13 protein-coding genes and 3 tRNA genes are annotated in these 13,219 nt (G+C 41.3%); 11 read left to right on the top strand and 5 right to left on the bottom strand.

Annotation, left to right across the window (positions count from 1 at the left end; all coding sequences use genetic code 11):
• Positions 1-400 precede the first annotated feature (400 nt).
• Positions 401-979: a superoxide dismutase [Fe] gene (sodB, locus tag ACIH2S_RS08275; protein WP_036953529.1), complete on the top strand. Its 579-nt coding sequence runs from the start codon at positions 401-403 to the stop codon at positions 977-979.
• Positions 980-1,067: 88 nt separating this feature from the next.
• On the opposite strand, the gene ACIH2S_RS08270 is transcribed toward sodB, so the two are convergent.
• Complete coding sequence (locus ACIH2S_RS08270; RefSeq protein ID WP_108479009.1) at positions 1,068-1,151, bottom strand: YnhF family membrane protein; 84 nt, start codon at positions 1,149-1,151, stop codon at positions 1,068-1,070.
• A gap of 267 nt (positions 1,152-1,418) precedes the next feature.
• Between ACIH2S_RS08270 and purR the strand changes: the two genes are divergently transcribed.
• A complete protein-coding gene (gene purR / locus ACIH2S_RS08265) occupies positions 1,419-2,444 on the top strand; it encodes an HTH-type transcriptional repressor PurR (RefSeq protein ID WP_321146859.1) in 1,026 nt (341 codons plus the stop codon).
• A 15-nt stretch (positions 2,445-2,459) separates the two neighbouring features.
• Here purR and punR read toward each other — a convergent pair whose 3' ends face one another.
• A complete protein-coding gene (gene punR, locus ACIH2S_RS08260; RefSeq protein ID WP_036953532.1) occupies positions 2,460-3,365 on the bottom strand; it encodes a DNA-binding transcriptional activator PunR in 906 nt (301 codons plus the stop codon).
• 122 nt (positions 3,366-3,487) lie between these two features.
• Between punR and punC the strand changes: the two genes are divergently transcribed.
• The 3 genes from punC (at position 3,488) to ACIH2S_RS08245 (ending at position 5,936) form a co-directional block, all read left to right on the top strand.
• Positions 3,488-4,711, top strand: a complete 1,224-nt coding sequence (gene punC / locus ACIH2S_RS08255) for a purine nucleoside transporter PunC (protein WP_036953535.1) — start codon at positions 3,488-3,490, stop codon at positions 4,709-4,711.
• Positions 4,712-4,883: 172 nt separating this feature from the next.
• Complete coding sequence (locus ACIH2S_RS08250; RefSeq protein WP_036953538.1) at positions 4,884-5,639, top strand: helix-turn-helix transcriptional regulator; 756 nt, start codon at positions 4,884-4,886, stop codon at positions 5,637-5,639.
• A gap of 24 nt (positions 5,640-5,663) precedes the next feature.
• Positions 5,664-5,936 carry a putative quinol monooxygenase gene (locus ACIH2S_RS08245; protein WP_036953541.1) on the top strand — a complete coding sequence of 91 codons (273 nt, stop codon included), beginning with the start codon at positions 5,664-5,666 and terminating at the stop codon, positions 5,934-5,936.
• A gap of 81 nt (positions 5,937-6,017) precedes the next feature.
• On the opposite strand, the gene ACIH2S_RS08240 is transcribed toward ACIH2S_RS08245, so the two are convergent.
• Complete coding sequence (locus ACIH2S_RS08240; RefSeq protein WP_108479010.1) at positions 6,018-6,695, bottom strand: riboflavin synthase subunit alpha; 678 nt, start codon at positions 6,693-6,695, stop codon at positions 6,018-6,020.
• Between the two features lie 282 nt (positions 6,696-6,977).
• Here ACIH2S_RS08240 and ACIH2S_RS08235 point away from each other — a divergent pair, with 282 nt between their 5' ends.
• The 6 genes from ACIH2S_RS08235 to ACIH2S_RS08210 all read left to right on the top strand — a co-directional run bounded on the left by ACIH2S_RS08235 (position 6,978) and on the right by ACIH2S_RS08210 (position 11,380).
• On the top strand, positions 6,978-8,351 hold the full coding sequence (locus ACIH2S_RS08235; RefSeq protein WP_036953546.1) for an MATE family efflux transporter: 1,374 nt from the start codon (positions 6,978-6,980) through the stop codon (positions 8,349-8,351).
• 159 nt (positions 8,352-8,510) lie between these two features.
• A tRNA-Val gene (locus ACIH2S_RS08230) sits at positions 8,511-8,587 on the top strand.
• A gap of 41 nt (positions 8,588-8,628) precedes the next feature.
• Positions 8,629-8,705 (top strand) — tRNA-Val (locus tag ACIH2S_RS08225).
• A gap of 42 nt (positions 8,706-8,747) precedes the next feature.
• Positions 8,748-8,824: transfer RNA gene (locus tag ACIH2S_RS08220), tRNA-Val, on the top strand.
• Between the two features lie 448 nt (positions 8,825-9,272).
• Positions 9,273-10,685 (top strand): pyruvate kinase PykF, encoded by a 1,413-nt coding sequence (gene pykF, locus ACIH2S_RS08215; protein WP_036950412.1) that lies wholly within the window; start codon positions 9,273-9,275, stop codon positions 10,683-10,685.
• Positions 10,686-11,143: 458 nt separating this feature from the next.
• On the top strand, positions 11,144-11,380 hold the full coding sequence (locus ACIH2S_RS08210; protein ID WP_004263789.1) for a major outer membrane lipoprotein: 237 nt from the start codon (positions 11,144-11,146) through the stop codon (positions 11,378-11,380).
• Positions 11,381-11,487: 107 nt separating this feature from the next.
• Here the strand turns inward: ACIH2S_RS08210 and ACIH2S_RS08205 are convergent, their stop codons facing one another.
• Both ACIH2S_RS08205 and sufE read right to left on the bottom strand, forming a co-directional pair.
• A complete protein-coding gene (locus tag ACIH2S_RS08205) occupies positions 11,488-12,543 on the bottom strand; it encodes a L,D-transpeptidase family protein (RefSeq protein WP_036950414.1) in 1,056 nt (351 codons plus the stop codon).
• Between the two features lie 250 nt (positions 12,544-12,793).
• Positions 12,794-13,210 carry a cysteine desulfuration protein SufE gene (gene sufE, locus ACIH2S_RS08200; protein ID WP_108479011.1) on the bottom strand — a complete coding sequence of 139 codons (417 nt, stop codon included), beginning with the start codon at positions 13,208-13,210 and terminating at the stop codon, positions 12,794-12,796.
• Between the last annotated feature and the right edge of the window lie 9 nt (positions 13,211-13,219).

Here is a 13,219-nt window from a genome sequence, read left to right as displayed (position 1 = left end):
AAAAGGTGAAAAGCAAATAGCAACGTTTTCTTTTTACTATAAAAAATTCACTCTGGGTGTTTTTGCCGTGTAATCATGAGAGTTATTTGTTAATATATTAGCAAATTAATAACACTTGATGTATTTCCCTGCTCTTCAATGACAATAACGACACGCAGTGGAATAATTATTATGCAACTTACTAACAATTAAGGCATAAATAGCATCATGGAACAGGTTTTTTCTTACTGTAACCTGTATTCTGTTATGATAAATCATGACTTACAATGCGGCGCAATAGCTCACCACGGCTCGACGTCACTACACTAGAAGTAGATTAATTAATAGAAGTACATTTAATTTCGCTCATTTTACGAGCAAACACCCTAAACACTGAATAAAAGCAATCAAGGAGTACGCAATGTCTTTTGAATTACCAGCTCTACCTTATGCTAAAGATGCTTTAGAACCTCATATCTCTGCTGAAACCTTAGAATACCACTACGGTAAGCACCACAACACTTATGTTGTTAACCTGAATAACCTGATCAAAGGCACTAAATTTGAAGGTCTGTCTTTAGAAGAAATCATTAAAACTTCTGAAGCTGGCGTATTCAATAACGCGGCTCAAGTTTGGAACCACACTTTCTACTGGCACTGCTTGGCTCCAAATGCAGGTGGCGAGCCAACCGGTAAAGTTGCAGAAGCTATCAACAAAGCATTCGGTTCATTTGCTCAGTTCAAAGAGCAATTCACTGATGCCGCAGTTAAAAACTTCGGTGCAGGTTGGACTTGGTTAGTGAAGAAAGCAGATGGCAGCCTGGCTATCGTTAACACGTCTAACGCGGCAACACCAATTTCTGGTGACGATAAGCCAGTTCTGACTGTTGATATCTGGGAACACGCATACTACATCGACTACCGTAACGCACGTCCAAAATACTTAGAAAACTTCTGGGCGTTAGTTAACTGGAAATTTGTTGAAGAAAATCTGGCTTAATTTTAGTTCAGATCTAAAATGACTAAGGGCGAGTATAATACTCGCCCTTAATTATTTCTCATCCTTAGTAGATAGGATGGAAATGAAATCAGAAAATGTGCACAGCAAACAAAATAATTACAGCTAAAGAGCCAAACGCAGCTAGCAATCCATATTTAAAATCTGTATCCATGAGACCCTCTCATATAAAGAAATTGAATTATCAAATAACCATAAAATAAAAAGGTTATTTCAGTATACATGCACAAAAACGTAAAACCAGTGTCTATATCACATGTTATAACATCAATTATTTCTTTCGTTTTTGCGCTAGATCAGACAAAATCGACAACAAATCGCTAAATTATTGCCAGCAAAGGTACTATGCATCAATATGCAGGTAATTATTTAACTAGAATTATTTTAGAGACCAAGTTTTGGTTAGGAGTTTTTTCTTCTCATGGCAACAATTAAAGATGTGGCGAAACGTGCGGGCGTCTCTACCACAACCGTCTCCCATGTTATCAACAAGACGCGTTTTGTCGCTGATGATACAAAAACAGCCGTTTGGGCCGCCATCAAAGAGCTCAATTATTCTCCGAGTGCGGTTGCGCGTAGTTTAAAAGTCAACCACACCAAATCAATTGGTCTGTTGGCAACATCAAGTGAAGCCCCCTATTTCGCAGAAGTGATCGAGTCTGTCGAGAATAGTTGCTATGAGAAAGGCTATACTCTAATTTTATGTAACTCTCACAATAACTTAGGTAAGCAAAAAGCGTACTTGCAAATGTTGGCACAAAAACGTGTCGATGGGCTACTTGTGATGTGTTCAGAATACCCTGACACCTTGATAGGTATGTTGGAAGATTACCGAAATATCCCAATGGTCGTCATGGACTGGGGTACCTCTCGCGGGGATTTCACTGACAGTATTATTGATAACTCTTTCCACGGTGGTTACTTAGCGGGTCGTTACCTTATTGACCGTGGTCACCGTGAAATTGGCGTGATCCCTGGCTCTCTCGAAAGAAATACAGGTATTGGGCGTTTAACCGGCTTCAAAAAAGCCATGGAAGAAGGCAAAGTCACATTAAAAGATGAATGGATTGTTCAAGGGGATTTCGAGCCAGAATCAGGCTATAAAGCGATGATGCAGATCCTCAGTAACAAGCACCGCCCAACGGCAGTCTTCTGTGGTGGAGACATCATGGCGATGGGGGCAATCTGTGCGGCTGACGAGATGGGATTACGTGTCCCTCAAGATATTTCCATTATTGGTTATGATAACGTGCGTAATGCACGCTATTTCACGCCTGCATTAACCACAATTCACCAGCCAAAAGAGCGTTTAGGTCAAATGGCGTTTGCGATGTTGCTCGATCGTATTGTGAATAAACGCGAAGATGCGCAAACGATTGAAGTTCATCCGCGTTTAGTTGAGCGCCGTTCCGTGGCTGACGGTCCATTTATTGATTATCGCCGCTAAGTCTACCTCAGCACATTAGCTCGCAAACCACTCCGCGTTGAGCGTTTCGCTATCACCAAGATAGTCAAGAAGCCATCTCAACGCTGGAGATGTATCATTCTCAACCCACGTTAAGCAGCAAGGGCTTTCAGGAAACGGCTGTGCTAATTTCAGCTCAACAAGCTTACCTTCTGCACACAATGGCGCTGCACGGTGCTCAGGAACCATTCCCACACACAGGCCATTTTCCAAACACGCTAAACCACTTTCCCAGTAAGGCACAACTAAGCGACGTTGGTTATCCAGCGCCCAAGTATCTCTTTTCGGTAAGCTTCTTGAGGTATCTTCTAAGCACAAACTTGGATATTCACGCATTTGATCATCTGTCAGTTTGCCCTGAATTTTTGCTAATGGGTGATCGGGGCTCGCAACACAACGCCATGACATAAAGCCCATATCACGGAAGCTATAGCGCTCTCCAATTGGTGAAGCACGGGTCGCTCCAATCGCAACATCCACACGTCCATCGGCTAAAGCATCCCAAACTCCATTAAACACTTCAGGGTGGATATACAGTTCAATATCAGGGAAATGACGATAAAAATCCAAAATCAGCTGTTCCGTACGCTGCGGTTTTACGATGCAATCAACAGCAATACTGAACTGTCCGCGCCATCCATTGGCGACTTGTTGGCATTGATGTCGAGTATCAATCATTTTTTTGATAACACTTCGACTTTCTTTAATAAAGATAGCCCCGGCTTCCGTCAATACCACATCACGGTGACGACGTTCGAATAGCGGAACTGCTAACCATTCTTCGACTTGTTTTACTGTGTAGCTGATCGCTGAAGGGACTCGATGCAGCTCATCCGCAGCACCACTAAAGCTTCCCGTTCGAGCAACTGCGTCTATGACTTCAAGTGCATGAGCTGACCACATTTTCTTTCCTTTCAAATTATTTGATAGCAGAGTCCAAATATTACCGTTTCACAACGTAAAAAAATAGCCTATACAATAAGATAACTATCAACATTATTTTAAATATAGATTAAGCAAAAACTATGACAAATACTGCGACAAAAAACTCCTCTGGATTTTTGATTTATCTTGCTGGCCTAAGCATGCTGGGGTTTTTAGCCATCGATATGTATCTGCCTGCCTTTGGTTCAATGCAAACAACCTTAAATACGACTGAAGGCGCTATCAGCGCATCATTAAGTATCTTTCTAGCGGGCTTCGCGTTTGCCCAGCTATTATGGGGACCCCTTTCAGATAAATTAGGACGCAAACCTATTCTCATTGTTGGGCTTTCGCTGTTCATTATTAGCTGCCTAGCAATGATTTGGGTCACCGATGCCACTCAGTTATTAATCCTTCGATTCTTGCAGGCCGTTGGCGTTTGTTCTGCTGCGGTTTTATGGCAGGCCCTCGTTATCGACCGCTATAACGAAGCTGATACCCAAAAAGTATTTGCCTCTATTATGCCTTTAGTGGCGCTTTCTCCTGCATTAGCGCCACTTTTAGGTGCCTGGGTGCTTGAACACAAAAACTGGGAATTTATCTTCATCGTGCTGATGATGGTGGGCGTTTTACTCCTGCTACCGACTTTGATGCTAAAAAAAGTGGCACCGAAAGTCATCGCAGAAGAAAACCAGCCACAAACCAAAGTTTCCTTTGCTACCTTGCTAAGCTCCCCTGTTTTCAGTGGTAACGTACTTGTGTACGCAGCATGTAGCGCTGGCTTTTTTGCATGGCTAACGGGTTCGCCGTTTATTCTACGCAATATGGGCTTTAACCCTGCGGATATCGGCCTGAGTTATATTCCTCAAACACTGGCATTTATTGTCGGGGGATACGGCTGCCGCTTCGTATTAGCTAAAGTTCGCGCTGAAACGTTGTTCCCAATCTTGCTAGCGGGTTATGCCGTTAGTATGATTATTCTCTTTGTGATGGCGATTTATACGCAGCCAACATTAACCATGATTTTGGTTCCATTTTGCTTTATGGCAGCAATGAACGGAGCATCATACCCAATTGCAGTCGCCAAAGCCCTCAATACGTTCCCATCTGCTAGTGGTAAGGCTGCTGCACTACAAAATGCGTTACAGTTAGGGTTATGTTTCTTAGCCAGTTTATTAGTGTCTGCTCTTACATTTGACCCTTTACTCGCTACAACTGGTGTGATGGCATTTACTGTAATCCCAATGATTATAGGCTATTTCATGCAGCGTTGTGCCAGCAAATCCAATAATGCGATTAAGCACACTGAATATCAGCATGACTAATCGTTAGTTAACGTTATTTTTTGGCATCATAAAAATCAGTTCCGTTACTATTATTAATAACGGAACTGATTTTTAATAAAACGTTATTTGGTTAATATATCGTTTATAGAGTTAATTTTTTCCCTATAACACGCTATTATTAGCATATTCAATTATGACGTTTTGAAGAGCCATGCTGAAACAGTATTATCCTCCTGATGAATTAAAAGAATTTGTTAGTTCAGTTTTGATTATCAAGAAATTTACTGATGCTATTAAGATCTTCCCAGGCACAGGTGCTGAAATATGGGTTTCGACTGAAAATATCAGTATGTCGACTCACGAACATACATCCGTCAATCCATTTCAGTTAATCATCCCCAGAGTCAATATATTTACGGCTATCCCGAATAATGCCAGCGTGATGGTTCTACGTATTCGCCACGATGCCCTACGTTTTTTACTTCCCCAACGCACGTTAAATTATACGGATATCCCTACTCCGCTTAGCCAAGTTTGGAGTGATAACTGGTTTAAAGCATTGGCCAATTCTTCTTTTAAAGAGTTGAATTCGTGTTTTTATGTCACTAAAGCAACAAAAAAAAACCATTTTATTGACCAAGTTATCGATTCCCTTTATCGCAATCCAAATAAAAAAATTACCGAAATTGCCGATGATATTGGCTACAGCGCACGCTTAGTTCAAAAAGAGTTTTTAAAAGAATTTGGGATCACGCCAAAACGGTACCAGATCAATTGTCGCTTAGAGCAAGTGATGAAAACCATGGTAAAGGAACAAGATACTTATCGTTGGTTTGAAACGGGTTATTATGATCAATCCCACTTTTATCGCGATTTTAAGCGTTACTTTACCATGACACCATCGGCGTTTTTAAAGTCAAATTATTCGCTTTTTTACAATACAAAAACAAAGTCTCCATTAAGATAGTTCTGAGTACATAAGGAGAATGGTATGAGTATTGTTGTATATGCCCAAATCACTACCGAAAAAAAGGACGGGTATTTAACGAAGAAAATCGTTAGCGAAATTGCCAAACGCAGCCGGATGGAAAAAGGATGTTTGCAGTATGACCTGATGGCAAAAGAAAATGGCTACATTGTGTTTGAAGAGTGGGAAAATGCACAAGCATTAGAAATGTATCAAAAAAGCGCTCATTTCAAACAACTTGTTGACGCGATTGAACGTGACAATGCCATTTTTTCGGTCAATTTTAGTGAGAAGTAATAGAATATTCCGGTGAATTTATTACCTACCGATTCAACAGATTATAGCTCTGCATAGAGCTATAATCTTATCAGGTCAAAACTAGATTGACGATTTTTCGCTATCTACTGAGTCATCACTCTCTTGTTTCTGCTTCAATAACATTTCTTGTTCTTTCTGATGCAAAACACGCTCAACAGTATCAACAATAGCTTGAGTTTGTGGGTCAATCTCAATGTTGACTTTATGACCCAGTCGTTTGCTACCTAGTGTTGTTCTCGCCAACGTTTCTGGGATCAAATGCACGCAGAAACGGTTGTTGATAACATCTCCGACCGTTAAGCTGATTCCATCAATCGCCACAAATCCCTTATGCAAGATATACCTCATCAAGGCTTTATCATAAATAGATAGCCAAACTTGATGATTATCTTCAGAGGTGAAAATCTTACTAATTTCTGCGGTGGTTACAATATGACCCGAAACCACATGTCCGCCAATTTCATCACCATATTTCGCAGCACGTTCAATATTAACCACATCCCCTTCTTTTAAGTCACCTAAATTAGTGAGGCGCAATGTCTCTTTGATTAAATCAAAGCTAACGTACTCCCCCTCAATTTTAGTCACCGTTAAACAGCAACCGTTATGCGCAACGGATGCACCGGTTTCTAAACCCACTAATAATTCCGGTGTGAATTTCATGACATGAGTACGGAAATTAGCTCTTTCCGTGATTGAGATAATTGGAGCGGTTCCTTGAACAATGCCTGTAAACATAATGACTCTCAGTGCAGTGAATTAATGAACTCAGTTTACCTAAGAATTTTCAGAGATCTATCTTATTTGAGTGGTTATATTTATGCTGCCATCACAAAACATTTAAACGGTTTCTATACTAATCTGCTGTTTTATTATTCTTATCTATAACTATGTTGGATTGGTTACATAAAAGAGATAGAATAAGGGGTTAGCATTAACTATCTGATTTTTTAGTAAATCATAGATTTTCATTCCGCTTTTTTCTTTTTTTAATTCGAAACTTATTGTGAAGGTGTATGCGTGCAGAAATATATTACAGAAGCGCGTAGCTTGTTGGCTCTCGGTATCCCTATCTTCTTTGCCCAATTTTCCCAAACCGCCATGGGGTTTGTGGACACCATCATGGCGGGAAGTGTTAGCGAAATCGAAATGTCAGCTGTGGCTGTTGGTTTTTCTATTTGGTTGCCTGCTATTTTATTAGGGCAAGGTATTCTCATGGCGCTCACGCCAATCATCGCTCAAATGAACGGTTCAGGTCGCAGAAACCTAATTGGCGACCAAGTTCAACAAGGCTTGTGGCTAGCCTTTATTTTAGGCGTTAGTATCATGTTACTGTTATATAACAGTAAATTGATCATTAGCAACATGCCTCATATTGACCAAGAGTTAGCCGATAAATCGGTTCGTTTCCTACACGCGATTATGTGGGGAGCCCCAGGTTACCTATTTTATCAAGTGTACCGTAGCCAGTGTGAAGGGTTATCAAAAACCAAACCTGGCATGGTCATTGGTTTTCTTGGCTTGATGGTCAATATTCCAGTGAACTATATCTTCATTTATGGTCACTTTGGAGCACCTGCCTTAGGTGGTGTTGGTTGCGGCGTGGCGACAGCAACGGTGTATTGGGCAATGTGCCTGATGATGAGATGGTATGTTAAACACGCACCAAATCAGAGAGATATTCGCCCTGCTCAGCCATTAGGCGCACCAAATCCAGATATCCTGAAACGCATTATTGTGCTCGGAACACCGATTGGATTAGCGCTGTTTTTTGAGGTTACCCTGTTTGCGGTTGTTGCCCTATTGGTCGCTCCTTTAGGAGTTGTTGCGGTCGCGGGTCACCAAGTAGCGCTTAACTTTAGTTCTGTGATGTTTATGTTCCCATTATCAATGGGTATCGCTGTCACCATTCGAGTTGGCTATAACTTGGGACGTCAATCTACCGATGCCGCAAAAGTCTCTTCCTATACTGGTTTAGCGGTAGGATTAAGTTTAGCTTGCTTAACGGCCATCTTTACCAGTACGTTCCGCGAACCTATCGCTATGATGTATAACAAGAATCCTGAAGTAGTTGTTTTAGCATCTAGCTTGATGCTCTATGCAGCGCTTTATCAGCTTTCAGATTCTATTCAAGTCATTGGTGCTGGTGTGTTACGTGGGTATAAAGATACTCGCTCAATCTTCTTTATTACCTTTACAGCATATTGGATTCTAGGTTTACCGTCTGGCTATGTTTTGGCGTTAACCGACTTCATTACCGAACCGATGGGACCAAAAGGTTTCTGGTTAGGATTTATTATCGGGCTCACTGCGGCGGCTATTGGTATGGCAACACGAATTTTGTGGATCCATCGCCAACCTGACAGTGTCGTTTTATTACGTTCAACGCGATAATTGGCGTAATTTTCAGCATTTTATGGTAAGGCGGTAAATGTTTTTCTGCGAATAGTTTTAAATACGAGCAAACTCTCGCAAAATTACATTTTCCCCTTGCCAGATTGACAGCAGAACGTTAATATTCGTCCCCGTCGTTAGAGCAGTAATAATTGATATGCGTCCGTAGCTCAGTTGGTTAGAGCACCACCTTGACATGGTGGGGGTCGGTAGTTCGAGTCTACTCGGACGCACCATTTAAATTCATCACTAGCGACAAACAAAGTTTCACCTCAGTGCGTCCGTAGCTCAGTTGGTTAGAGCACCACCTTGACATGGTGGGGGTCGGTAGTTCGAGTCTACTCGGACGCACCATTTGAATTTGTCATCAGTGACAAACCAAAGCTTCATCTCAGTGCGTCCGTAGCTCAGTTGGTTAGAGCACCACCTTGACATGGTGGGGGTCGGTAGTTCGAGTCTACTCGGACGCACCATTCTACTTATTCCGAATCATTATTTATCCTGAGCCCTACTTACCCTGATTAAAGTGCTTTTTTCAAATATCATATTTATCTTGATTGTGATTTTGTTTTCCCTTATTTTGTTGCGCAACCCACTTTCAACTGAAAATCTCGCTGTTGTTTGATCTTAATTACTTCTGCATCAAATTTAGCAAAATTTGATTTGTCTCACAGTTTGATGTTGTTTATAATAATCCCACAAGCTGAAAGGTTTCAACAAAGACAAATCAGCATGTTAGCTTTAATGAAAAATGTCATCTACACTATAATAAGAGTCAAAAAGTGACGTTTTTTAAATAATCAGATTTTGAATACCAGACTGTCGCCTATTCTTATAAATGAGTTGCGCAACATAGACTATCTTGCGCATTAAGCATCGGCGGCAATACCGATTTCCTTTATAACCATTAGATAGACTGCCATGAAAAAAACCAAAATTGTTTGTACCATCGGTCCAAAAACCGAATCAGAAGAGAAATTAACTCAGTTATTGGATGCAGGCATGAACGTCATGCGCCTTAACTTCTCCCACGGTGACTATGAAGAACACGGTCAACGTATCAACAACCTCCGCTCTGTCTGTGCAAAAACCGGTAAACAAGCAGCTATTCTGCTGGACACTAAAGGTCCAGAAATCCGCACCATGAAACTGGAAGGCGGCAATGATGTTTCTCTCGTTGCAGGTCAAACTTTCACTTTCACAACAGATACTTCCGTTATCGGCAACCAAGAACGCGTTGCAGTCACTTACCCTGGCTTAACCAAAGACCTGAAAGTGGGTGACACCGTTTTAGTGGATGATGGTTTAATCGGGATGACCGTAACCAACATCACTGCAACTGAAGTCATTTGCCAAGTATTAAACAATGGCGATCTTGGTGAGAAAAAAGGTGTTAACTTACCGGGCGTTTCTATTGGCTTACCTGCTCTGGCAGAAAAAGATAAAGAAGACCTCGTTTTCGGTTGCCAACAAGGTGTCGACTTTGTTGCCGCTTCATTTATCCGTAAACGTTCAGACGTTGAAGAAATTCGCGCTCACCTGAAAAAACACGGTGGCGAGAATATTCAAATCATCTCTAAAATCGAAAACCAAGAAGGTTTAAATAACTTCGACGAAATTCTTGAAGCCTCTGACGGTATCATGGTTGCTCGTGGTGACTTAGGGGTTGAAATCCCGGTAGAAGAAGTTATCTTCGCCCAAAAAATGATGATTGAAAAATGTGTTAAAGCTCGCAAAGTCGTTATCACTGCGACTCAAATGCTAGATTCAATGATCAAAAACCCACGCCCTACCCGCGCAGAAGCTGGTGACGTTGCAAACGCCATCTTAGACGGTACAGATGCTGTTATGCTGTCTGGAGAAAGTGCGAAAGGTAAGTATCCAGTTGAAGCTGTGACTATCATGGCAACTATCTGTGAACGTACTGACCGCGTTATGCCAACGCGTATTGAAAATCAAAAACCAACCCAGCGCTTACGTGTGACTGAAGCTGTCTGCCGTGGTGCCGTTGAAATGTCTGAAAAACTGGACGTGCCATTAATCGTTGTCGCAACTTATGGTGGTAAATCCGCAAAATCAGTACGTAAATACTTCCCTACCGCACCGATTCTGGCTCTGACAACTAACGAAGAAACTGCTCGCCAGTTACTGTTAGTGAAAGGTGTTATTCCGATGATCGTGGGTCCTTTCGAATCCACAGATGATTTCTATCGTGAAGGAAAACGTGCAGCGTTGGAAAGTGGTTTAGCGGTTGAAGGTGATGCCGTCGTGATGGTATCCGGAGCATTAGTACAAAGTGGTACAACAAATACCTCATCAGTACATGTTCTGTAGTTGTCTTGCATCACAGTTGTCCTGCATAATCTAGCGTGACATTAACCCTATCGCTTCACGGCAGTAGGGTTTTTTATTATCTGGAATAACTGAAATTTAGCAATCCGTGCGAAACATAATTTCAATAAGTTACGTTATGATCCGCGAAGATATAATTCACCCAGATTTTGATTACAAAGCATTTACAAAATAAATCATAAAACGATAACCATTCGCTCAAATTTCAAACTAAATAACCCTTAATTGAAATTTTTATTCGTTTTCACCCTGTTAAATATAAAGTATTTCTAGCAAAACTTTGAATTACGTACTAGCATAAGACTTAGTAAGTACCATACCCTAATTTACATTAGGTTGTTTTAAAGGGATAGAGGTAGCTTTAAGATAACGCTCTTAAGTCTATTTTTTGGTTACTTGCTTTTATATTTTCAAGATAAATCAATCTAGAGGGTAAAATAATGATTCGTACTAAAATTGTACTGGGCTCTATCGTATTAGCTTCAGCATTACTGGCGGGTTGTTCTAACAGCACTGAAGTGCAAAAGCTCTCTTCAGACGTGCAAACTCTGAACGGTAAAGTTGACCAACTGAGCAACGACGTTCAGTCTCTGCGTTCTGATGTACAAACTGCACAAGAAGAAGCAGCTCGTGCAAACCAACGTCTGGACAACCAAGTACGTACTTACAAAAAATAAGTCCGGCTTGATGTTATCTAGAAAAGCTTAATAGCTGAATTATTGTTGAGGGCCTATTTTATAGGCCCTTATTTTTTACTTCAAAACTCATTTAAGGTAGGCAGTCATTAGCTTTTAAATGACTGATATTTGGCAGGAATTGAAGACTTCACTTCTCCTTCAAACACAGGTTGTGGTTGAGTAATCGTGAATGGCGCAATTGGTTTTAATTGCTGATAATCGCGTTTCATCGATTCTGAATCATCCCCAACATTAACCCTTACTGGCAATCCTGAACGTCTAGACAACTCTGCTTGAACTTTTGCTTTATCAATGCCTGGGTTACTCGCTAAAAACGCTTGGAAATCTTCAGTCAGCTTGATTGGCATTGTCTGTGGGTCATCACTGTCTTTACGTGACAATGGCTGATGCACCTCAATGTAATAGCTACCATCTGGCTCTTTTGCATATTTAACTGGCTGATCGATAACTTGAACGCGCGTTCCTTTTGGTACGTTAGTAAACAGTGCTTTAATATCATCTGGGCGTAGACGAATACAGCCAGAGCTAACACGCATACCAATACCAAAATTGGCGTTAGTACCGTGGATCAAGTATTCACCACGACCATAAGACAGGCGTAAGGCATACAGCCCCATCGGGTTTTCTGGACCAGCAGGTACCACCGCCGGGAGTGTGATACCCTGCTGTGCATAATGTTTACGGATATTGGTGGTTGGTGTCCATGTAGGGTCTTTAATCAATTGGCTAATGGACGTCACCATTTCAGGTGTATCTCGTCCTAGCTGACCAATACCGATCGGATACACAGCCACTTTATGGCTATTTTCAGGGTAATAATAAAGACGCATTTCCGCTAAGTTAATCACGATACCGGTACGCGGTGTCGAAGGTAATAACATTTGAGCAGGAATAATCAGTGGCTTACCCACTTCAGGTAAATAAGGGTCTGTTCCTGGGTTCGCCTCTAACATCGCCAACAAACCAATCTGATAGTCGCTTGCTATAGCTTCCAGTGGGCGCCCATCGTTAGGCACCACATAGGTGATATTTTCCCCGATCAGGCGTGTGTTGTTATTGGGTAATGGATAATCTTTAGCCTGCGCTGGTGCCAGCACCGCACTCATGACAAACAGACTTACCGCCGTCAAAACTCTTTTCATACCTACTCCAAGGAAAATAAGATTCATTACAAAATTCAAACAATATCGCTCATAATAGCAACTATCTCGAATATCTTTAATACTTAATAAATATTTTAGTCTGCTAATAATTTGAATGTGAGCTAACTTTGTCTCGTCATTGTTAGTTTAGCAATAAAATACAGTGAGTTACTTAGGTATATTTTCTTGGATAAAAATAATAGGAAGAAAAGAAAAGTGTGGGAAATTCCGACAATTTCCCACTGAGTACTTAAAGAAGTTGGTGAGCTCGCGCTAAAATCGACTTAATCATGCCATTTAAACCTTGAGTCCGAGAAGGCGTAAGATGCTGCTCAAGCGCCAATTGCTGGAAAAAGTGTTTTACATCCACAGCAAGGATCTGTTCAGGTGTTTTTCCTTGAAAGAGAATAATCACAATCGCCACTAACCCTTTAACAATAGCTGCATCACTATCTCCGGCAAGAACAACATGACCATCCGGTTGTTTTTGCATATCAATCCACACTTGGCTTTGGCAACCTGCTATCAAGTTATCATCCACCTGTTGAGCTTCAGATAACGCAGGTAATCGCCCGCCCAGTTCAATCATATACAAATAGCGTTCTTCCCAATCTTGGCAACGTGCAAAATTGCGTAATAGCTTCTCTTCATCGGGTAACGCCGACATAATATTTCC

The sequence above is a fragment of the Providencia lanzhouensis genome, from assembly GCF_050469745.1.
GTDB lineage: Bacteria > Pseudomonadota > Gammaproteobacteria > Enterobacterales > Enterobacteriaceae > Providencia > Providencia lanzhouensis.
Note: the sequence above shows the minus strand (reverse complement) of the source record. Positions and strands in the feature narration are given on the sequence as shown.

Coding starts and splice junctions, on each gene's coding strand:
- sufE (WP_108479011.1), bottom strand. CDS start 13,210: ATGTCGGCGTTACCCGATGAAGAGAAGCTATTACGCAATTTTGCACGT.
- ACIH2S_RS08250 (WP_036953538.1), top strand. CDS start 4,884: ATGCTGAAACAGTATTATCCTCCTGATGAATTAAAAGAATTTGTTAGT.
- ACIH2S_RS08270 (WP_108479009.1), bottom strand. CDS start 1,151: ATGGATACAGATTTTAAATATGGATTGCTAGCTGCGTTTGGCTCTTTA.
- ACIH2S_RS08210 (WP_004263789.1), top strand. CDS start 11,144: ATGATTCGTACTAAAATTGTACTGGGCTCTATCGTATTAGCTTCAGCA.
- punC (WP_036953535.1), top strand. CDS start 3,488: ATGACAAATACTGCGACAAAAAACTCCTCTGGATTTTTGATTTATCTT.
- ACIH2S_RS08245 (WP_036953541.1), top strand. CDS start 5,664: ATGAGTATTGTTGTATATGCCCAAATCACTACCGAAAAAAAGGACGGG.
- purR (WP_321146859.1), top strand. CDS start 1,419: ATGGCAACAATTAAAGATGTGGCGAAACGTGCGGGCGTCTCTACCACA.
- punR (WP_036953532.1), bottom strand. CDS start 3,365: ATGTGGTCAGCTCATGCACTTGAAGTCATAGACGCAGTTGCTCGAACG.
- ACIH2S_RS08240 (WP_108479010.1), bottom strand. CDS start 6,695: ATGTTTACAGGCATTGTTCAAGGAACCGCTCCAATTATCTCAATCACG.
- pykF (WP_036950412.1), top strand. CDS start 9,273: ATGAAAAAAACCAAAATTGTTTGTACCATCGGTCCAAAAACCGAATCA.
- ACIH2S_RS08205 (WP_036950414.1), bottom strand. CDS start 12,543: ATGAAAAGAGTTTTGACGGCGGTAAGTCTGTTTGTCATGAGTGCGGTG.
- sodB (WP_036953529.1), top strand. CDS start 401: ATGTCTTTTGAATTACCAGCTCTACCTTATGCTAAAGATGCTTTAGAA.